21 protein-coding genes and 1 pseudogene are annotated in these 20,243 nt (G+C 56.2%); 10 read left to right on the forward strand and 12 right to left on the reverse strand.

Annotation, left to right across the window (positions count from 1 at the left end):
• Positions 1 to 73: 73 nt before the first annotated feature.
• From alkB to ACZZ0D_RS10000, 4 genes are all read right to left on the reverse strand, one after another.
• Positions 74 to 739: a DNA oxidative demethylase AlkB gene (gene alkB, locus ACZZ0D_RS09985; protein WP_400751611.1), complete on the reverse strand. Its 666-nt coding sequence runs from the start codon at positions 737 to 739 to the stop codon at positions 74 to 76.
• A gap of 5 nt (positions 740 to 744) precedes the next feature.
• A complete protein-coding gene (locus tag ACZZ0D_RS09990) occupies positions 745 to 1,455 on the reverse strand; it encodes a 2OG-Fe(II) oxygenase (RefSeq protein WP_463553092.1) in 711 nt (236 codons plus the stop codon).
• A 93-nt stretch (positions 1,456 to 1,548) separates the two neighbouring features.
• Positions 1,549 to 1,722 (reverse strand): hypothetical protein, encoded by a 174-nt coding sequence (locus tag ACZZ0D_RS09995; RefSeq protein WP_156316150.1) that lies wholly within the window; start codon positions 1,720 to 1,722, stop codon positions 1,549 to 1,551.
• Between the two features lie 29 nt (positions 1,723 to 1,751).
• Entirely contained in the window at positions 1,752 to 2,054 is a 303-nt protein-coding gene (locus ACZZ0D_RS10000; protein WP_007946189.1) for a DUF1883 domain-containing protein, read from the reverse strand.
• A gap of 211 nt (positions 2,055 to 2,265) precedes the next feature.
• Between ACZZ0D_RS10000 and ACZZ0D_RS10005 the strand changes: the two genes are divergently transcribed.
• Positions 2,266 to 2,622, forward strand: coding sequence for a hypothetical protein (locus ACZZ0D_RS10005; protein WP_053120376.1), 357 nt, complete (start codon positions 2,266 to 2,268; stop codon positions 2,620 to 2,622).
• Between the two features lie 71 nt (positions 2,623 to 2,693).
• Positions 2,694 to 2,924, forward strand: coding sequence for a hypothetical protein (locus ACZZ0D_RS10010; protein WP_053120375.1), 231 nt, complete (start codon positions 2,694 to 2,696; stop codon positions 2,922 to 2,924).
• Between the two features lie 3 nt (positions 2,925 to 2,927).
• Here ACZZ0D_RS10010 and ACZZ0D_RS10015 read toward each other — a convergent pair whose 3' ends face one another.
• Positions 2,928 to 3,215 carry a hypothetical protein gene (locus ACZZ0D_RS10015; protein ID WP_249342556.1) on the reverse strand — a complete coding sequence of 96 codons (288 nt, stop codon included), beginning with the start codon at positions 3,213 to 3,215 and terminating at the stop codon, positions 2,928 to 2,930.
• A 140-nt stretch (positions 3,216 to 3,355) separates the two neighbouring features.
• The gene (locus ACZZ0D_RS10020; protein ID WP_053120372.1) at positions 3,356 to 3,544 is read right to left on the reverse strand and encodes a hypothetical protein; all 189 of its coding nucleotides are present in this window, start codon (positions 3,542 to 3,544) and stop codon (positions 3,356 to 3,358) included.
• Between the two features lie 248 nt (positions 3,545 to 3,792).
• Between ACZZ0D_RS10020 and galU the strand changes: the two genes are divergently transcribed.
• From galU to gorA, 3 genes are all read left to right on the forward strand, one after another.
• Complete coding sequence (gene galU, locus ACZZ0D_RS10025) at positions 3,793 to 4,632, forward strand: UTP--glucose-1-phosphate uridylyltransferase GalU (protein ID WP_053120371.1); 840 nt, start codon at positions 3,793 to 3,795, stop codon at positions 4,630 to 4,632.
• A gap of 265 nt (positions 4,633 to 4,897) precedes the next feature.
• Positions 4,898 to 6,424, forward strand: coding sequence for an MFS transporter (locus ACZZ0D_RS10030; RefSeq protein WP_463553093.1), 1,527 nt, complete (start codon positions 4,898 to 4,900; stop codon positions 6,422 to 6,424).
• 74 nt (positions 6,425 to 6,498) lie between these two features.
• Positions 6,499 to 7,857, forward strand: coding sequence for a glutathione-disulfide reductase (gene gorA / locus ACZZ0D_RS10035; RefSeq protein ID WP_426620097.1), 1,359 nt, complete (start codon positions 6,499 to 6,501; stop codon positions 7,855 to 7,857).
• Here gorA and ACZZ0D_RS10040 read toward each other — a convergent pair.
• Entirely contained in the window at positions 7,854 to 8,870 is a 1,017-nt protein-coding gene (locus ACZZ0D_RS10040) for a DNA-binding protein (protein WP_463553094.1), read from the reverse strand. The two genes, gorA and ACZZ0D_RS10040, sit on opposite strands and share 4 nt — an antisense overlap.
• 177 nt (positions 8,871 to 9,047) lie before the next feature.
• On the opposite strand from ACZZ0D_RS10040, the gene ACZZ0D_RS10045 reads away from it, so the two are divergent.
• The 3 genes from ACZZ0D_RS10045 (at position 9,048) to ahpF (ending at position 12,366) form a co-directional block, all read left to right on the forward strand.
• The gene (locus tag ACZZ0D_RS10045; RefSeq protein ID WP_463553095.1) at positions 9,048 to 9,980 is read left to right on the forward strand and encodes a site-specific integrase; all 933 of its coding nucleotides are present in this window, start codon (positions 9,048 to 9,050) and stop codon (positions 9,978 to 9,980) included.
• A gap of 136 nt (positions 9,981 to 10,116) precedes the next feature.
• Positions 10,117 to 10,680, forward strand: a complete 564-nt coding sequence (gene ahpC, locus ACZZ0D_RS10050; protein WP_007912224.1) for an alkyl hydroperoxide reductase subunit C — start codon at positions 10,117 to 10,119, stop codon at positions 10,678 to 10,680.
• A 123-nt stretch (positions 10,681 to 10,803) separates the two neighbouring features.
• Positions 10,804 to 12,366 carry an alkyl hydroperoxide reductase subunit F gene (ahpF, locus tag ACZZ0D_RS10055; RefSeq protein ID WP_400644936.1) on the forward strand — a complete coding sequence of 521 codons (1,563 nt, stop codon included), beginning with the start codon at positions 10,804 to 10,806 and terminating at the stop codon, positions 12,364 to 12,366.
• Between the two features lie 254 nt (positions 12,367 to 12,620).
• On the opposite strand, the gene gloA is transcribed toward ahpF, so the two are convergent.
• On the reverse strand, positions 12,621 to 13,142 hold the full coding sequence (gene gloA, locus ACZZ0D_RS10060; RefSeq protein ID WP_401238134.1) for a lactoylglutathione lyase: 522 nt from the start codon (positions 13,140 to 13,142) through the stop codon (positions 12,621 to 12,623).
• A gap of 140 nt (positions 13,143 to 13,282) precedes the next feature.
• On the opposite strand from gloA, the gene ACZZ0D_RS10065 reads away from it, so the two are divergent.
• Entirely contained in the window at positions 13,283 to 13,801 is a 519-nt protein-coding gene (locus tag ACZZ0D_RS10065) for a DUF4946 domain-containing protein (RefSeq protein WP_400644941.1), read from the forward strand.
• A 207-nt stretch (positions 13,802 to 14,008) separates the two neighbouring features.
• Here ACZZ0D_RS10065 and ACZZ0D_RS10070 read toward each other — a convergent pair whose 3' ends face one another.
• On the reverse strand, positions 14,009 to 14,374 hold the full coding sequence (locus ACZZ0D_RS10070) for a histone-like nucleoid-structuring protein, MvaT/MvaU family (RefSeq protein WP_463553096.1): 366 nt from the start codon (positions 14,372 to 14,374) through the stop codon (positions 14,009 to 14,011).
• Positions 14,375 to 14,607: 233 nt separating this feature from the next.
• A pseudogene (locus tag ACZZ0D_RS10075) lies at positions 14,608 to 16,144 on the reverse strand (EAL domain-containing protein).
• A 595-nt stretch (positions 16,145 to 16,739) separates the two neighbouring features.
• Between ACZZ0D_RS10075 and hppD the strand changes: the two are divergent.
• A complete protein-coding gene (gene hppD, locus ACZZ0D_RS10080; RefSeq protein WP_053120348.1) occupies positions 16,740 to 17,816 on the forward strand; it encodes a 4-hydroxyphenylpyruvate dioxygenase in 1,077 nt (358 codons plus the stop codon).
• A 144-nt stretch (positions 17,817 to 17,960) separates the two neighbouring features.
• Here the strand turns inward: hppD and rarD are convergent, their stop codons facing one another.
• Both rarD and ACZZ0D_RS10090 read right to left on the reverse strand, forming a co-directional pair.
• A complete protein-coding gene (gene rarD, locus ACZZ0D_RS10085) occupies positions 17,961 to 18,842 on the reverse strand; it encodes an EamA family transporter RarD (protein WP_463553097.1) in 882 nt (293 codons plus the stop codon).
• Between the two features lie 231 nt (positions 18,843 to 19,073).
• Entirely contained in the window at positions 19,074 to 20,087 is a 1,014-nt protein-coding gene (locus ACZZ0D_RS10090) for an aldo/keto reductase (RefSeq protein ID WP_463553098.1), read from the reverse strand.
• Positions 20,088 to 20,243 lie beyond the last annotated feature (156 nt).

The raw sequence follows: 20,243 nt of genomic DNA on the forward strand, positions 1-20,243 counted from the left end.
TTGGCCTGTTTGATTCAGGTTATCCAGCGCCGGCGAGGACAACACTCCGGGCCTTGCGGTCAAACTCTTAAGCTTATCCGGCTACGCGAAAGGTCAGGTTGATCCGCTGCTCACCGAGTTGCGGATGACGACCCTGTTTGATCGGTAACACGCCATGAAAGCGCAGCCGATCGACGCCGCCCCAAATCACCATGTCGCCGTGCAGCAACGGAACACGTTGGGTCTTGTCGCTGCGGGCAAAACCGCCGAACAGGAACATCGCCGGTAAACCCAGTGACAGAGAAACAATCGGCGCGGCGTAGGCATTTTCGTCTTTGTCCTGATGCAAAGACATCTTGGCGCCGGGGATATAGCGATTGATCAGGCAGGAATCTGCCACAAAATCAGGAAAACCGGCTTGGGTGGCGGCTGAATGGGCCAATTCAGCGAAGGCCTCTGGCATTGATGGCCATGGCGCTCCACTGAGCGGGTCGACGCTGGAGTAACGGTAACCACTGCGATCGGTGATCCAGCCCAAAGCGCCACAACTGCTGGTGCCGACGGACATGCTGAATCCGCCCGGCGTCATCATGCTACGCAATGGCGCGGCTTCAAGTACGTTTTGAAGTGCCGGTAGAAGTTGATCGACAACAGGCAGCGCGAACCCCCTCAGCACCCACGATTGTTCACCGATCTGGTCTGCGCGAGGTTGTTGTTGCGGCTCGTTGTCAGCGAACAGGTCGAAGTTGCTCGGTTGCATGGTGTTCACAATGCGTCGTGAAAGATGATGCCTAGGGTATGCCGATTTCCACTGTGCAGGCGACTGACGCCGTGACGCATGGTCACCCGATAGTCGCCGCGTACGCCTTTGACCGGTCGTTGGTTCACCGCGAAGATCAAGGCGTCGCCTTTTTTCAGATCCATGACGTGAACGCGTGATTGCATGCGTGGGCGCTGTTCGGTCAAAACCAACTCGCCGCCGGTGAAATCTTCGCCAGGCTCTGACAGAAGAATCGCCACTTGCAGCGGAAATAACCGTTCGCCGTACACGTCCTGATGCAGACAATTGTAGTCCTGCGGGCCATAGCGCAGTAACAGCGGAGTAGGGCGCGTCTGTTCGGCGGCGTGACATTGCTGAATAAATTCAGCGTGCGTCGTCGGAAAACATTCGGGCAGATTCATGCGCGCCTGCCAGCGATTCGCTAGCGGCGCGAGATACGGATACAACGCTGTGCGCAGCCGTTCTACGGCTGTGGGCAATGGATAGCGGAAGTATTTATATTCGCCGCGACCGAAGCCGTGGCGGGCCATGATGACCTGCGAACGGAACGGTTCGGTCTGCGGGTACAAGTCACTCAAACGATCACACGTCTGGCCAAGCAGCAGGGAGCGGATGATGACAAAACCATCCTGATCCAGTTGCTGCTCCAGCGCTGACCAGTCGAGCGAATTCAGTCGGGCAGGGGACATTGGCATGCTGATTCCTGGACGCAAAGTCGAGGTGATCAGGCTAGACACATCCCTGCGGCAGAACACTCCGCCGCTTGCGGTCGAATTCGCAGCGGCGCCTTACAACGCTTTGCTGACGCTGATTTCGCTAATCACATCTTCGCTGTCATGCAGGGCATCGAGTGCAGCCTTGGCTTCTTCGGCGGTACCGTTTTCCAACTGCGCGAACTCAAAGCGGCGTTCGCCATTGAGTTTGTACTTGATGACGTATTTGGTCGTTTGGGCCACGTTCATGCTTACCTGTGTGCGTTGGCGGGATCGGCTCAGCTCAGTTTGGTGCTGGAGCGGCGGATGATCTTGATCGAGTGCGTCAGGGTCGGCTTGCGGGTCACGCTGATCGGCCGACGGTTGACGGTGTCGATGGTGATGTTCCAGAAACCGGTGCTCGGTGCGGTGATGCGGGCCGGAAACGTGTCGAAAGCGCCGCCGTGGTAGGTGTGACGGCCGCCGTTCTTGAAGCTGCGGAAGTTGGCGTCGTTCATCAGACGGATGTTGCAGGTTTGCGAGCATTGGATGACGACGATGTCGTCTTCGTTGAGGTGCTCGCGCTGGTGAATAAATTTCATGGGCGCCTCCAGAAGGGCTTTTTCTACAAAATCAAAACGATAGCTTGTCGATTGGGCGCAGTTTATCAGCCCGCACGGGTTATTATCTGGCCGTCGGGCGTTGGTTTGACAATTTTGAACAGATATTCGCGATTGGATGCAGGTTAAATGCAGAAGACCTCGGAGAAAAACGGCATTTGTGCTGTCGGACGGTCTTTAAAGGAGGATTTGTATGAAGTGGGGTGTGGTGTGTCTGCCGTTGGTTTTGGCTTTGGGTGGTTGCGCGAATGTTTCTGAAATCAACGAAACGCTGCCGACCATGAGCGTGATCTCTGGCAAGAAGCCCCATGAGTATGCGCAGTGCCTGGCGGAAAAGCTGGCTGACAGCCGTGGTGCGCTGCAGGTGCAGCCGAAGAAGGACGGCGTCCAGGTGATCGTCCCGGGCAAATTGTCGACGGGTGCAGCAGCGGTGTTTGACATCGAAGACCGCTCCGGCGGCAGCAGCATCAAGCTGCACGAGCGCATGTCCAATGTGCCGGTACGCCCTCGCGATGTGCGTAACGCGGCCAACGCCTGCATCTCTGGCTGATAGACTAAGCGTCATCAGCATCAATGCCGCCACAGTCATGCTGTGGCGGCATTTTCATTTCTGGAGTCGCGATGAAGCGAGAGCAAGTGCGGGAGCGCCATGCAGAGGGCCTTATCTCTGCCACCCATGTCATCCAGAACCCGGCGAACTCGGGTGAATGGATTGTCTTTTTCAAGAAAAGCGCCGGTCGCAGCTATTTTCTGGTCGACGATAACGACGAAGTCGAATCGTTCAGCAAACTCGATGACCTGATCGAAGTCGTGCGCGGCCTCGGGATCAAGTTCGCCGAAATTCACATGTAACGCTTATTTGCAGACCACCACGACGCTGCGGGTTTTGTAGTTGCCGACGTCAACGCCCAGCGTTTTGTCGCTCTCTTTTGGCTGAGGTGTGCCGTCAGTGCCAACGATGCGATACCCGGTACCTGCGCAAGAGGCGTCAGCCTTTTCATAGCAAGTGGCCCAGGAATTGGCTTCGCCGGAGCAATCAATGGTCAAACCCTGTTCACCGGTTTTCAGGTACGTCGGCTCAGAGGTGGCACAGCCGGCCAATGCCAGTACTGCAATCAGTGGCAAAAATTTGTTTATGTTCATAGGTGTCGTCTTCAGCGAGTAGGGGGACTAGACGCTCTGACAGCGCCGGCGTGAAAAGGTTATAGCGATTGGCCACTTGTTTGCACGTAGACACAAAAAAGCCCTGCGTATTGGCAGGGCTTATGGCGTAACGCGGTCTATCAATCTTGATTTTTGCCGCGACGCTTAGGCGCAGGAGGGGTGTAGTCGAGCACCGAGGCCACCTCAATCGCCATTGCTTCAGTAGGTAGCGGCCCGGAAACATCCTCGCCATTGGTGGCAGTAATGTGCCATTGGCCATCTTTGCCCTTGCCGACGGTGTACCCGTTGATGATTTTTGGTTCGGCCATCTATCTGTCTCGTTCGCTGTTTCAAAGTCGCCATGATACCGGCAAATGCTGGCGCTGGGTGATGATGCGCGTATGGTGGTAGATTCTTTGAGCTACGCTGATTTCGCTGCTCGATGATGCCAGCGGAACTATCCGCCAGAATATTTCTCTATGATGGCATCGGTTAGCCAGCGCGGGGCATTGTAAGGTGCACGCCGCCTGATTAGACTGCGCCGAAACTCGTACACACAGCCTTTTCAAGGACTTATATGATCAAGAAATGCTTGTTCCCAGCAGCCGGTTACGGTACTCGCTTCCTGCCAGCGACTAAAGCCATGCCTAAAGAAATGCTGCCGGTGGTAAACAAGCCACTGATCCAGTACGGCGTTGAAGAAGCTCTGGACGCTGGTCTGACGGAAATCTCCATCGTCACCGGTCGTGGCAAACGCGCTCTGGAAGACCACTTCGACATCAGCTACGAGCTGGAAAACCAGATCAAAGGCACCGACAAAGAAAAATATCTGGTTGGTATCCGCAAGCTGCTCGACGAGTGCTCGTTCTCCTACACCCGTCAAACCGAGATGAAAGGTCTGGGCCACGCGATCCTGACTGGCCGCCCGCTGATCGGTGACGAACCGTTCGCCGTGGTGCTGGCGGACGACCTGTGCGTCAACCTTGATGGCGACGGCGTCCTGACCCAGATGGTCAAACTGTACAAGCAGTTCCGCTGCTCGATCATCGCCATCCAGGAAGTCGACCCGCAGGAAACCAGCAAGTATGGCGTAATCGCTGGCGAGATGATCCGTGACGACATTTACCGTGTTCACAGCATGGTCGAGAAGCCAAAGCCGGAAGACGCGCCGTCCAACCTGGCGATCATTGGTCGTTACATCCTGACCCCGGACATCTTCGACCTGATCGAACAAACCGAGCCAGGCAAAGGCGGCGAGATCCAGATCACCGACGCCCTGATGAAACAAGCCCAGAACGGCTGCGTCATGGCCTACAAGTTCAAAGGCAAGCGTTTCGACTGCGGTGGTGCTGAAGGCTACATCGAAGCGACCAACTTCTGCTTCGAAAACTTCTACAAGACTGGCAAGGCTTACTAAGAGCGCTTGATCCGTTTGTAGCACCTTCGCACGATGTCATTTGTGTGAAGGCCAAAAAACGCCCCGACCGGTTCGGGGCGTTTTTTTTGTGCCGAAAAAAGACACGGTCTCTGACCTTGTTCTTGGGATGCAAGCTGAAACAAATGAGCGTTTGTCAGAAGGTGTATTCACTGCTGAACTGACGGGCTCTTGCCAGGGATGAGTGCAGGAGAGGCGTTCCACGGCATTGCCGTGGAGCCATTTTTGGCAATAAGGAGAGTTACCCGTGGTGTTGATAGCAAAGCCTCCAAGTAAAACGCGCTGGTTGAGTCTTGCCGTTCTGATGCTGCCAGTGTTACTGGTGACCGTTGACAACACGGCGTTGGGATTCGCACTGCCAAAAATCGCAGAAGCGTTGCACCCAACCGCTAGTCAGCAACTGTGGATGATCGATGCCTACTCGTTGGTGCTGGCAGGTTTGCTGGTGTCGATGGGCAGCTTGGGTGACCGGATCGGGCATCGAAAATTACTGCTCGCGGGATCCTTTGGTTTTGCTGTCGTTTCTGTTTTGACTGCCTATTCCGAAACAGCCATGCAGCTGATCATCGGGCGTGCCTGTATGGGTATTTTCGGCGCAATGCTGATGCCCTCGACTTTGGCGTTGATACGCTGGGTATTTGAAGATCGCGAAGAGCGCCGACTGGCCGTGGCGATCTGGGCGACAACGTTGACGGTGGGTTCGGCGTTAGGGCCTTTGGTCGGCGGGGTGCTGCTGGAGTTCTTTGATTGGGGCGCCATTTTTCTATTGGCGGTGCCTGTGCTGATACCGTTACTGGTTTCGGGGCCGCTGTTTCTGCCTGAGTCGGAGCGGGATGCGTCAGGGCCGCTGGATCCAGTGAGCATTGTGCAATCGATGGTCGCGTTGGGAGCTATTGTTTACAGCGTCAAGCGTGGCGCCAGTGACGGTATCGACGAGGTCGTGTTGATCACGTTTCTGATTGGACTGTTAGCAGGCTGGATGTTCGTGCGGCGTCAGTCGCGCCTTGCTGAGCCGTTGATGGACTTGAGCCTGTTTCGCAATGGTGCTTTCAGCAGCTCAATTCTGATCAATCTGATGAGCCTTGCCTTTCTTGTAGGTTTTGTTTTCTTCACCACTCAGTACTTGCAGATCGTTCTGCAGATGTCGCCGCTGAGTGCGAGTCTGGCGCTCGTGCCCGGGCAAATCATGGCGATCATCGTCGGGATGGCTGTCGTGCCGATTGCGAAACGTGTGCCCGTGCATGTCCTGATTCCGATTCTGACTGGATTTGTCGGCGCGGCGTTTCTGTTGGTGGCGAGCATGGGCGGCAGTCTGGCGGTATGGGTGGCAGCGTTCGCCTTGCTAAATATCGGGGTGGGCGCAATTACGACAGTGACCAACGATGTGATTTTGTCTGCTGTGCCGCCGGCGAAGGCGGGCGCAGCCTCCGCAATCAGTGAAACCGCGTATGAAGTGGGCGTGGTGCTGGGCACTACTCTGCTTGGTGGTCTGGTCACGGCCTACTATCGCGGCGCTTTGCAACTGCCGGCCTTCTTGAACGACATTCAGTTTATGTTGGCGAGCGAGACGCTCTCCGGCGCACTTTCTGTCGCCGCCGGGTTATCTGCTGAGCAAGCGCAAGTGCTGATGTTGCAAGCGGCGTTGGCGTTTGAAGGTGGTGTGGGGCTGGTGTCATGGGCCGCTTTCGGCTTGGCGCTCGTTGCGATGCTGATCACCTGGCGCACCTTGCGGATACCTGAAGCTATGACGGTGGAGGATTCTTGGCGTTGCTAATGCAGGGCAAACCCGTTGGAGACTTGCTCAATGAGCGTCGGCAGGTATGCTGTTCACCTGCCGAGGAGATAGAAATGGCCTACGATTTTGACCTTTATGTGATTGGTGCCGGTTCCGGCGGTGTGCGCGCTGCGCGTTTTGCAGCCGGTTTCGGCGCGAAAGTGGCGGTGGCCGAGAGCCGTTATCTGGGCGGTACCTGCGTCAACGTCGGCTGTGTGCCGAAAAAGCTGTTGGTGTACGGCGCGCATTTCGCTGAAGACTTTGAGCAAGCGTCCGGTTTTGGCTGGAGCCTTGGCGAAGCGAACTTCGATTGGGCGACGCTGATCGCCAACAAGGACCGCGAGATCAATCGCCTTAATGGCATTTATCGTAACTTGCTGGTCAACAGCGGTGTGACCTTGCATGAGGCGCACGCCAAGATCGTTGGGCCTCATGAAGTCGAGGTCAATGGCGAACGCTTTACCGCGAATAACATTCTGATCGCCACCGGCGGCTGGCCGCAGATTCCGCAAATTCCGGGGCACGAACACGCGATTGGTTCCAACGAGGCGTTCTTTCTCAAAGAGCTACCTAAGCGTGTACTAGTGGTGGGTGGTGGTTACATCGCGGTTGAGTTCGCCGGGATTTTCCACGGTCTCGGCGCGAACACCACGCTGCTGTATCGCGGTGATCTGTTCCTGCGCGGTTTCGATGGTTCGGTGCGCAAACATTTGCAGGAAGAACTGACCAAGCGCGGTCTGGATCTGCAATTCAATGCCGACATCGCGCGCATCGATAAACAGGCCGATGGCAGCCTCAAAGCCACTCTCAAGGATGGTCGCGAGCTGGAGGCGGATTGCATTTTCTACGCGACCGGTCGCCGTCCGATGCTCGACAATCTCGGACTGGAAAACACCGATGTGCAGCTCACCGACAAAGGCTTCATCAAGGTCGATGATCAGTACCAGACTACTGAGCCGTCAATTCTGGCCCTCGGCGACGTTATTGGTCGAGTGCAGCTGACGCCAGTGGCATTGGCGGAAGGCATGGCTGTAGCGCGTCGTTTGTTCAAGCCTGAGCAATATCGTCCGGTGGATTACAAGATGATCCCGACGGCGGTGTTCAGCCTGCCGAACATTGGTACGGTCGGGTTGACCGAAGAGGAAGCGCGCGAGGCTGGCCACGATGTTGTGGTGTTCGAGAGCCGCTTCCGCCCGATGAAGCTGACCTTGACTGAATGTCAGGAGAAGACGCTGATGAAGCTAGTGGTGGACGGCAAGACCGACAAAGTTCTCGGCTGCCACATGGTCGGCCCGGACGCTGGCGAAATCGTCCAAGGCCTGGCGATTGCGCTGAAGGCAGGCGCGACCAAGCGCGACTTCGACGACACGATCGGGGTACATCCGACGGCCGCCGAAGAGTTTGTCACCATGCGTACACCGGTCGGCGCTTAAGCGTCCTTCGGTTTGGCCGAGTCTGGCGCTGCCGCAACGGTAGCCGCCAGACGCCGGCTTTCTTCCAGGCTCGCCTGCGTTTTGCTTAATTCCTTTTCCAGTGACTGATTGAGGAGCGCCTGCTCTTCGACGTTCTGTTTGAGTGTCTGACTTTCCAGTGTGGCCACGCGTAAACGTTCCTGGAGGAGGGTGCGTTCGCTATCCACGCGCGTCGCTTGTTCCAGTAACTGATCCTGACGCTGATTGCTTTGCTTGAGCTGATCCTGTGCAAGGCTCAATTCGCGCTGGGTGCCACGGTTTTCCGTGAGCAGGCGCTCGTTGTCGCGATGCAGTTGCGTGATCTCGTCCTGACGCACCAGTGCGCTTTGCTGTGCCTGGCGCAGTTCTGCCTGAATCTGCTGCACCTGGCTTTCGTGGCGGCTCTGTTCCTGCTCGCGCTGCTCTTTGGTGGCGTTGCGGTAATGCTCAAGTGCGTCGCGAGCATGCAGGTGCTTTTCTTCCAGCGAGCGAATCTGCTCGTCCTTGTCCTGCAGGCGCAATTCAAAGTCGGCCAAGGCCTGATTCAAACCGGCATTACGGGTTTGTTCGGTCTGCAGCATCGAGCGCGTGTTGTTCAGCGCTTCGGATTCGCGCGCGAGCGCTGCGCCTTGAATGTCGTGCTCATGCTCGATTTTTTCCAGCGCCTGACCAACCTGCTTCAGCTCCGATTCCAATGCCTCGCGCTGTTCGTCGAACTGCTCGCGAGCTTGTTCGATGGGCTCTTGCGCCTGTTCTTTCAGGCGCTGAGCGAGGCGGGAGACGAGGGCGGTCAACTCATCGTCGATGGGTTCTGCTGATGCTTCAGTCGGCTGAGCGCCATCATCCAGCTCTTTCAAATAGCGATGGATCGTGGTTTTCGAGCCGGTGTTGCCCATTTCAATGCGTACTGCATCGATGCTCGGGTGTTCTCCGCGAGCCAGAATCGCTGTGCGCGCGATCTGCACCAGTGCTTTGGTAATGCCGCCACGGGCCATGTGAACTCCTACGATTTCATACTGTGGTACATGCCACTTAAGTACGCAGTGTACCATGCTGAAAATAAAGTTAAATCATTGATATTAAAGACACGGGATATACTGGTATTACCCAGTGTCAGGCGGCAAAATGCGTGTCTGCATCCTTGAATCAGTACGCCAGCGAGAAAACAGCCCATGAGCGATCTGGATCGCTACCTGCAAGCCGCCACCCGTGACAACACGCGCCGAAGCTATCGTGCAGCCATTGAACATTTCGAAGTGAAGTGGGGCGGGTTCCTGCCAGCTACGGCTGATAGCGTCGCGCGGTATCTGGTGGCGCATGCTGGGGAGTTATCGATCAATACGCTGAAGCTGCGTCTGTCAGCGTTGGCGCAGTGGCATAACAGTCAGGGCTTTGCTGATCCGACCAAGGCGCCGGTGGTGCGCAAGGTGTTCAAAGGCATTCGCGCCCTGCACCCGGCACAGGAGAAACAGGCCGAGCCGTTGCAGTTGCAGGATTTGCAGCGCGTCATCGATTGCCTGGAGCACGAAGTGCAAACCGCCAAAGAAAAGCAGGATCGCCCGGCGCTGCTCAAGGCTTACCGCGACCGCGCCCTGATTCTTCTGGGATTCTGGCGGGGCTTCCGCAGCGATGAGCTGTGCCGCTTGCAGATTGAACATGTGCAAGCGCACGCCGGCAAAGGCATCACCCTTTATGTGCCACGCAGTAAGGGCGATCGGGAAAACCTTGGACAGACTTATCAAGCGCCGGCGCTGTTAAAGCTGTGCCCGGTTCAGGCCTACATCGACTGGATCACCGAAGCAGCGCTGGTGCGCGGCCCGGTTTTTCGCAGCATCAATCGCTGGGGCAATCTGAACGAGGAAGGCCTGCATGCCAACAGCATCATCCCTTTACTGCGCCAGGCCTTGCAGCGTGCCGGGATCGCTGCCGAAAACTACACCAGCCATTCCCTGCGGCGCGGCTTCGCCACTTGGGCGCATCAAAGTGGTTGGGATTTGAAATCGTTAATGAGCTACGTCGGTTGGAAGGACATGAAGTCTGCGATGCGCTATGTCGAGGTCAGCCCGTTTCAAGGAATGTCGCGGATTACCGACGTGCCCGCCTAGATATCCATTTATTCTATTAATACAGTTGCCTAATAGCCAAAACATATCAGCAGCATCAGGTTTGCCAATGAGCCATCCGTCGAGCGAGTGGTTAGGATTCTCCCATCGAATTCACAACCCTGACGGAGAGTCATCAATGCCTATCATCAACAGCCAAGTAAAACCGTTCAAAGCTACCGCGTTCAAAAACGGCGACTTCGTTCAAGTGTCGGACGCTGACCTGAAAGGCAAGTGGTCGGTCGTGTTCTTCTACCCAGCCGACTTCACCTTCGTTTGCCCAACCGAGCTGGAAGACCTGGCGGACAACTACGCTGCCTTCCAGAAACTCGGCGTAGAAATCTACAGCGTTTCCACTGACACCCACTTTGCCCACGCTGCCTGGCACAACACTTCGCCAGCCATCGGCAAAATCGAATACACCATGATCGGCGACCCGACCCACGCCATCTCCCGCAACTTCGACGTGCTGATCGAAGAAGTTGGCCTGGCTGACCGTGGCACCTTCGTGATCAACCCTGAAGGCCAGATCAAAATCGTTGAACTGAACGATGGCGGCGTTGGCCGTGATGCTTCCGAGCTGCTGCGCAAAATCAAGGCTGCTCAGTACGTTGCTGCTCACCCAGGCGAAGTTTGCCCAGCCAAGTGGAAAGAAGGCGAGGCCACTCTGGCTCCGTCCCTGGACCTGGTCGGCAAGATCTAAGTCTGTGACACGCAACTCAGGGCGGTACGCCGCACCTTCTTAAGTACGCTGCACCGCCCCAAAAAATGCCCGGGCGAGATTCGCTCGGGCTTTTTTTCGCCTCAAATAAAGGAAATCGCCCGTATGTTGGACGCCAATCTTAAAGCCCAGTTGAAATCGTACCTGGAACGGGTCACCCAGCCGATCGAGATCGTTGCTTCCCTCGACGACGGTGCGAAATCCCGTGAAATGCTGGAACTGCTGAAAGACGTCGCCAGTCTTTCGAGCCAAATTACTTTGATCGACAGCGGTGACGATGCACGCAAGCCATCGTTTTCGATCAACCGCCCGGGCGCCGACATCAGTCTGCGTTTCGCCGGTATCCCGATGGGCCACGAATTTACTTCGCTGGTATTGGCCCTGCTGCAAGTCGGTGGCCACCCATCGAAGGCCAGCGTTGAAGTGATCGAGCAGATTCGCTCGCTTAAAGGTGAGTTCAGCTTCGAGACTTACTTCTCGCTGTCCTGCCAGAACTGCCCGGATGTTGTTCAGGCGTTGAACCTGATGGCCGTGCTCAACCCGAACATCCGCCACGTCGCCATCGACGGCGCGTTGTTCCAGGATGAAGTCAACGATCGCAAGATCATGGCCGTGCCGAGCATCTACTTGAACGGCGAAAACTTCGGCCAGGGCCGCATGGGCCTGGAGGAGATTCTCGCCAAACTCGACACCGGCGCCATTGAACGTCAGGCCGAAAAAATCAGCGCCAAAGAAGCTTTTGATGTATTGGTCGTCGGCGGTGGCCCGGCCGGTGCTTCGGCAGCGATTTATGCCGCTCGTAAAGGCATCCGCACCGGCGTCGCCGCTGAGCGCTTCGGCGGTCAGGTGCTCGACACCATGGCCATCGAGAACTTCATTTCCGTACAGGAAACCGAAGGGCCGAAACTGGCCACGGCGCTGGAAGAACACGTCAAACAATACGACGTCGACATCATGAACCTGCAGCGTGCCGACAAGCTGATCCCTGGCAAAAACGGCGAGCTGCATGAAGTCCACTTCGCCAGCGGCGCGACCCTCAAAGCCAAGAGCGTGATTCTGGCGACCGGTGCGCGGTGGCGTGAAATGAACGTGCCCGGTGAGCAGGATTACCGCAACAAAGGCGTAGCGTACTGCCCGCACTGCGACGGCCCGCTGTTCAAAGGCAAGCGTGTCGCGGTGATTGGCGGTGGTAACTCCGGCGTTGAAGCAGCTATCGACCTGGCCGGTATCGTTGCTCACGTCACGCTGCTGGAATTTGATGTGCAACTGCGCGCTGATGCGGTATTGCAGCGCAAATTGCACAGCCTGAAGAACGTCACCGTGATCACCAGTGCGCAAACCACTGAAGTGACGGGCGACGGGCAGAAGGTCAACGGCTTGCGCTACAAGGATCGCAACAGTGATGAACTGCGCACGGTCGAGCTGGAAGGGATCTTTGTGCAGATCGGTTTGTTGCCGAACACTGATTGGCTCAAAGGCACCATCGAGTTGTCGCCGCGTGGCGAGATCATTGTCGATAACCGTGGCGAGACTTCTATCCCGGGAATCTTTGCAGCGGGTGACGTGACGACTGTGCCGTACAAGCAGATCGTGATTGCGGTGGGCGAGGGCGCGAAAGCATCGTTGAGCGCGTTTGATCACCTGATCCGGACTTCGGCGCCGGCGTAACTGCAAAGCCAGAAATGAAAAACCCCATGAGAGATCATGGGGTTTTTTGTTATGCGTGAAATCTGGCCCCTCACCCCAGCCCTCTCCCGAAGGAGAGGGAGCCTACCGAAGTGCCTGAAGGGGTACATCGACCTGATGAACCCAGTCGATTATGGATTCAACACCAATCGTTCAAGTCGGCGTAACCCTACAATATCCCCCAATCAGTTCCCTCTCCCTTTGGGAGAGGGTTAGGGTGAGGGGCTCTTCAGCTATTACATCGGCGCAGGCTGAATGATCTCAACCCAGTAACCGTCCGGATCCTTGATAAACGCCAAGCTCTTCATGCGGCCATCGGTCAAACGTTTCTGGAAATCGCAACCCAGCTCTTCAAACCGTGCACAAGCAGCGACGATATCCGGTACCGAAATGCAGATGTGGCCAAAGCCACGCGGATCGGTGTTGCCGTTGTGGTAAGCGAAGTCGGCATCGTTTTCAGTGCCATGGTTGTGCGTCAGCTCCAGAATGCCCGGAATCGACTTCATCCACTCGGTGCGAGCAGCTGCGTCGGCCGGGATCTGGGCTTTATCGACCAGTGCGAGGAAGTACAGGCTGAACTCGGCTTCCGGGAAATCGCGCTTTTCAACCAGCGAGAAACCCAGCACGCGGGTGTAAAAGTCCAAAGACTTGGTGATGTCTTTCACACGCAGCATGGTGTGGTTGAAAACGAAATTTTGGGTTGCGCTGTCTGGCGTGGCGGTGACGCCGGGGAAAGTGTTCAGTTCGTGCAGGCTCATGGGCCCTCCAATAACAATGGGCGAGTGAATGGGCGCAATGATACGCATGCCAAACGGCATCGCCAAACCCAAAGCGCGGGCTTGCCCTGTGTGCGGGCGGGCCTCAGACTTTGTGGTTCAACCTTTGAGTGCCTTTGGTAATGATCCGACCGTGCAAATCCCTGTTGGTTTTCTTCGGCGTAGCCTTGATCAGCGCTGCAGCATTGGCCGATGCGCCGAGCATCACCTGGCCTGCGGGCTGGGAGGTGCAAACTCTGACGGACGCCGCGCCGCAGGTTTCACGTCAGCGCGCAGTCAAAAATGACGCCGACGGCAATCAGGTGATGGTGATGGAGCTGACCATGACGCCAGTCGAGAGCGGTCACCAGGTCAACCTGCAAGGCGTGTTGCTGGAAATGCGCAAGTCGATACAGAAGGACTTTTTTCAGAGCGGCTATCAAAGTGTTTGCAACCGCGTGCATCCAGCGAATCTAGGCTCGTTGAGTGCACTTGAAACGACTTGTACGGTGACTGAAAACGGTCGTCATGTGCTGTCGCAAACTTTGGTCGCGGCGGTCGATGCGGACAAGGCTTATGTTCTTTCTTACGCGGGGCAGGCTGAGGTTTATAAGGCAAGCGCTGAGGAAATAGCGGCGGCTCGAAACAGCCTGAAACTTTAATTCGCCATTCTGTGCTAGATACCCAAAGGCATTAAGCCGAAAGTTTAATTTCAGCAGCGTTCGCAACATTCAGCCAAGAAACAATAGATGCAAATGACTCGTGCGCGTTACACGGCAATCGCAACTTGCTTGGCGACATTCGTTGCATTTGTTAGATATCGTCAAAAAAAAGCCCTGCTTCTGCAGGGCTTTTGTGTTGGCGTGAGATTAACCGCGCAACCAGGAATCAACGGTGGCTGCACCGTATTGTTCTTTCCAGGCTTTCAGGCCGCGGTGGTTGCCGCCCTTGGTCTCGATCAGTTCGCCGGTGTGCGGGTTCTGATAAACCTTGACCACGCGTGCGCGGCGGGTCTTAGGGGCTGCGGATGTTTGCAGGCCGGATTTTGACGGGTTCGGATCGAGAATGGAAATGATGTCATTCAGGCCTTTGCCGTAGGTTTTCATCAGCCCCTGGAGCTTTTCTTCGAATTCGATTTCTTTCTTGAGCCCGGCATCGTTCTTCAGCGATTCCAGCTGCTTGAGCTGTTCCTGAAGGGCCTTTTCAGCTGCACGAAATTCAGCGAGTCTGGACAATATCTTTACTCCAATAATGTATTTGGCTGATACCAACCGCAAACAAAGCTATAAGCCAAGAGCCTTGTAGCGACTCGGTGATAATGGCTCACCTGCCAATTCTGCACAGGCAACAAAAATTGTAGTTGTTAATGCGTCAAGAGTAAATCCTGTTGTTGTCTTCATGTAACAACAGCGATCTTTTGTATCAATTTGGTGCGCGCGGTCGGCGCACCCGGCTTAAGCCCATTTAGTTAATGATGAGTTAATGCACTAATGAAGTCGGCAGCCGGCATCGGTTTGCCGTACAGATAACCTTGCTGGAAGTTAACGTTATGTGCGGTCAGGTAATCGGCCTGCGCTTGCGTTTCGACGCCTTCGGCAACAATACCCAGATCGAGCTTGGCAGAGAGTTCGATGATGAAATCGAGAATATGCCGCGACAGCGCATCAATACCGATCATGGCGACGAAGCTCTGATCGATCTTCAGGTAGTCGACATTGAATTTGCGCAGATAACCGAGGCTCGAGTGTCCGGTACCGAAGTCATCAATGGCGATCTTCACCCCCAAAGTGTGCAATTGCTCGAACAGCTGACGAGTGATATCGGTGGGCTCGATCAGTTCGCGCTCGGTCAACTCCAGCACGAGCGTGATGCTGCCCGCGCTGAATGCCGAAAGAAACTCGCGGCAATCCTCGACCAGTTCCAGATCCTGGCAGTGGTTGGCGGTGATGTTGATGCCAATGTGAAACGGCGCGAGAAACGTCGACGACAATGGGCCGAGGAGGGCGGCAGTCTGCTGCATTAACGCGCGGGTCATTGGCACGATCAGTCCGGAATGCTCGGCGAACGGAATGAACAGATCAGGCCGAACCAGCCCCTCTTTGGGATGGTTCCAGCGCATCAGCACTTCAGTCCCGGTTCGATTTTTTACTGTCGCCATACACCACGGGTTGAAAGTACGGAATGAACTCACCGGCCTCCAGCGCACGTAACATTTCGTGGCTAGGCGAGGTCGAGCGCTTCTGCACGATGTGGCCAATCGCGCCAGACACCACGCCGAAAAAGATCAGCAGGCTGAACAACGGTGGATATTCATCGCTCATGTAACGCCAGGTTTCACCTTCGGGGAATCCTGCACTCACACTGAAAGCATAGTGAGCAGATTCACGCATGCTTTGCGCGACCGGCAATTCCGGCAGTGCGCCTTGGTGGGTTTTGCCGTCGGCGGACAGCCAGTTATCGCCGACTTGCAGTAACAACAACGTGTCCCGACCAATGAGGCGCAGCACATTGCTCAAGTGGTAACCATCGAGGGTGGTCAAGGCGCCGCCGCGTCCTTCACTGAGACGATAAATCAGCAGGGCGGTGTTGGGCGTCACCGGGTTGCCATTCATCAACCACAATTTGCCCTGCGCGTAATCGCCCGCGTTGACGGGTTCACTGAACTCACCGAACAGCGAACTGCAATAAAGATTGTCGTCCCACACCAGATTGGTTGAGCGCACGAAAGGCCGGCGGGTGACTTGCTCGCGCAACGCCAGCGTGACCGACTTGCACGGTTGCCCGGCCAATGGCAGCAGCTGTCGCGCCGCTTGCGCAGTGTTATCAAGCATCAGGTCAAACTGACGCAACGCTTCTTCGGCCGTGTGCGCCGTGCTCTGCTGCAACGTGCGTTCGGCCTGCATGTAAAGAATCACGCTGCCCAGAATCACGGGAAGCAAACCGCTGAGCAGCGTCACGATAAGGCGCGTGCTGCGTTTGCGGCGATGTCTGACGGTTAACGGCATGGGCGCTTCCTGTCGCAAAAAGTGGAGCTCTTGAATGTAGGCCGGGCAACCGTGCGCCGCCGAAAAAGAGATCAGGCAGAAGGGATGATAGATGGCGGATGACGCTTGCGCCGCTCATCGGTGATGCATATGTGTTGCCAATTGGGTAAAAACCACGCCAGCGTCGAACAAACGCTTCGGTGAGCATCAAGGGGCAGCAATGATACGGCATCTGCGACTCTTTTCCGTCGGCCCGACACGGCGAATCAACAGGGCCGGCGCTGTTCGGCCCCGGTGCCGCGCAAGGGTTGAGCCTGATCAACCTGTGCAACAAACCCCTTGCGCCGGGCGCAAAAAAGCGGATTTTATAGGGAGGGCAGACAAGCCCATTTACGCTGTGTAGAATCGGGTTACGCATACAATAATAATCGTCTTCTGGCAGCAGAAGCCTCGCCCGCAAGAGCCTTGGGTCGACAATGAAGATATTCGGGTTTCAACTGATCTACGGTGACTTCCTCGCCCGCAGTGTGCGCGGCATCTCCTGTGCGCCACCCACCGACCTCGCATGACTGACAAATAACCCTGGTTAATTGATAAGAAATGATGAGGCGTCACCATGACAGACTTATACGAAAACCCAATGGGCCTGATGGGCTTTGAATTCATCGAGCTCGCATCGCCAGTGCCGGGCACGCTGGAGCCGATCTTCGAGATCATGGGCTTCACCAAAGTCGCCACCCACCGCTCGAAAAACGTGCACCTGTACCGTCAGGGCGCGATCAACCTGATCCTCAACAACGAACCCAACAGCGTTGCTTCGTACTTCGCGGCCGAGCACGGCCCGTCCGTTTGCGGCATGGCGTTCCGTGTTAAAGACTCGCAAAAAGCCTACAACCGCGCATTGGAACTCGGCGCTCAGCCGATCCACATCGAAACCGGCCCGATGGAGCTGAACCTGCCGGCGATCAAAGGCATCGGCGGCGCGCCGCTGTACCTGATCGACCGTTTTGGCGAAGGCAGCTCGATCTACGACATCGACTTCGTGTTTATCGAAGGCGTTGATCGCAACCCTGTGGGCGCCGGCCTGAAGATCATCGACCACCTGACGCACAACGTCTATCGCGGTCGCATGGCTTACTGGGCGAATTTCTACGAGAAGCTGTTCAACTTCCGTGAGATCCGTTACTTCGACATCAAAGGCGAATACACCGGCCTCACTTCGAAAGCGATGACCGCGCCGGACGGCATGATCCGCATTCCGCTGAACGAAGAGTCGTCCAAAGGCGCCGGCCAGATCGAAGAGTTCCTGATGCAGTTCAACGGCGAGGGCATCCAGCACGTGGCGTTCCTCAGCGATAACCTCGTGGACACTTGGGATCGCCTGAAGAAAATCGGCATGCGTTTCATGACTGCGCCGCCGGAAACCTATTACGAAATGCTCGAAGGCCGCCTGCCAAACCACGGCGAGCCAGTCGATGAACTGCAATCGCGCGGCATCCTGCTGGACGGTTCGTCCGAGTCGGGCGACAAGCGTCTGTTGCTGCAGATCTTCTCGGAAACCCTGATGGGCCCGGTGTTCTTCGAATTCATCCAGCGTAAAGGCGATGATGGTTTCGGCGAGGGCAACTTCAAGGCGCTGTTCGAATCGATCGAGCGTGACCAGGTGCGTCGTGGTGTGCTTGCGACTGAGTAATCCGCTGACGAAATGAAAAATCCCGGCTTGCAGAGATGCAGGGCCGGGATTTTTTTAAGATCAAAAGATCGCAGCCTCCGGCAGCTCCTACAGGGAAAATGCATTCCAAATGTAGGAGCTGCCGAAGGCTGCGATCTTTTGCTTTTAAGGTCGGCGTTGACGCATCAGGTGTTTAAAGCCTTCGAACACCAGCACAATCACCGCCAGCCAGATCGGAATGTACGTCAGCCATTCCCCTGACTTGATGCTCTCACCCAGCAACAACGCCACGCCGAGCAACAAAACCGGCTCAACATAACTCAACAAACCAAACAGGCTAAACGGCAGCAAACGGCTGGCAATGATGTACACCACCAACGCCGAGGCACTGATCAAACCGAGCAGCGGAATCAGCCACATCAGCCCCGGGTGTTGATCGAACACGCCGAAACCTTGCTCGCCACCCTGCACAAACCAGTAGGCAATTGGCAGCATGAGCGTCATGTCGACCCACAAACCACCGAGGTGATCGGTCTTCAGGTATTTGCGCAGCACGAAGTACAGCGGATAGCCGATCACGACCACCAGCGTCGCCCAGGAAAATCCGCCGACCTGATACAACTCGTTCAACACGCCGAGACTGGCGAAGAACACCGCAATCTTTTGCAGGTACGACAGACTTTCGCCGTAGGCAATTCGCCCGGTCAGCACCATCGCCAGCGGCAGCAGGAAGTAGCCCAGCGAGACATCGAGGCTGTAGCCGTTGAGCGGCGCCCACATGAACAGCCACAGTTGCACGCCGAGCAGGGCGGCCGAGACGATCAGTCCGGCGATCAACTTTGGCTTCGCGGCCATCAGCCGAACCAGCTCCACCACCCGCCGCCATTCACCGGACACCAGCATGAACACGGTCATGCACGGCACAGTGAGCAGCATTCGCCAGCCAAAGATTTCCACGCCACTCAACGGGGTGAGCAGCGAGGTGTAGTAATACATGACGGCAAACAGCACCGAGGCCGAAACCGATAAAGCGATACCTTTAGACAAACTGTCCTCGCGGGTGGGTGATCAAACGGGGCGCGAAGGATACGTGGTTTCTGTGCTGAATATTGCGCAAGCGCTCAATATTTCCCACATCTTGAGTGTAAGCATAGAACCTGTGGGAGCGGGCTTGCTCGCGAATGCGTCGGCAAGATTAATATCTTGGTTGCCTGATACACCGCTTTCGCGAGCAAGCCCGCTCCCACATTGGATTTGTGTTGAAGCCAAGTGTATTTTTTAGGCCTGATGCGGTTTACGGCCAGACACAAAATGGCTCACATCGTTGAAGCCCGGCGTCGACGCATGTCCCGGTGTCACCAGCGAATCGATAAATGCTTCATCCTCGGCCGTAATCTTCACCGCCTGCGCCTTGGTGTACGCATCCCATTGATCTTCAGTCCGAGGCCCGACAATCGCCGAGGTCACCGCACTGTTGTTCAACACCCAGGCAATCGCAAACTCAACCATGCCGACACCACGCTGTTCTGTGTACTGCTGAATTTGTTGAGCAATACGCAACGATTCCACGCGCCACTCGGTTTCCAGAATGCGTTTGTCCTGACGCCCGGCGCGGCTGTTGGCGTCTGGCGTTACGTCCGGCGCGTACTTGCCGCTGAGCACGCCACGGGCGAGCGGGCTGTAAGGCACCACGCCGAGGCCGTAAGTTTGCGCGGCAGTGATTTGCTCGGTTTCGGCCTGGCGATTGACGATGTTGTACAGCGGTTGGCTGATCACCGGGCGATCGACGCCGAGTTGGTCAGCAATGCGGATCACCTCGGCAATCCGCCAGCCACGGTAGTTCGACAGGCCCCAGTAGCGAATCTTGCCCTGACGAATCAGATCGTCAATCGCTGAAACGGTCACTTCCAGCGGCGTGTTGTGGTCTTCGCGGTGCAGGTAATAGATGTCGAGGTAGTCGGTGCCGAGCCGCGTCAGGCTTGCATCAATTCCATTGAAAATATGTTTGCGGCTCAAACCGCTGCGGTTCGGCACGCCGTCCACCGGGCCGAAACCGACCTTGGTCGCCAGCACCCAGTCATGGCGATGACGGGCAATCGCTTCGCCGACGATTTCTTCGGAGCGGCCCTGGGTGTAAACGTCGGCGGTGTCGATGAAGTTGATGCCCTGATCCCAGGCCTTGTCGATGATGCGCAACGAATCTTCGGCGCTGGTTTGTTCGCCAAACATCATCGTGCCGAGGGTGAGGGTGGACACCTTTAACCCCGAGTGACCCAGTGTGCGATAGCTCATGCCGACATCCTTTTATCGGTGGGAAAGCGTTAATCAAATACCAGAAGCGTGGTGCGGGGCAAAGTGAATTGTTGTGCTCGCTAAACGCAAAAAGATCGCAGCCTGCGGCAGCTCCTACAGGAAACGTATTCCAAGGCAGGAGTTGCCGCAGGCTGC

The sequence above is a fragment of the Pseudomonas sp. AC193 genome (genome assembly GCF_979258075.1).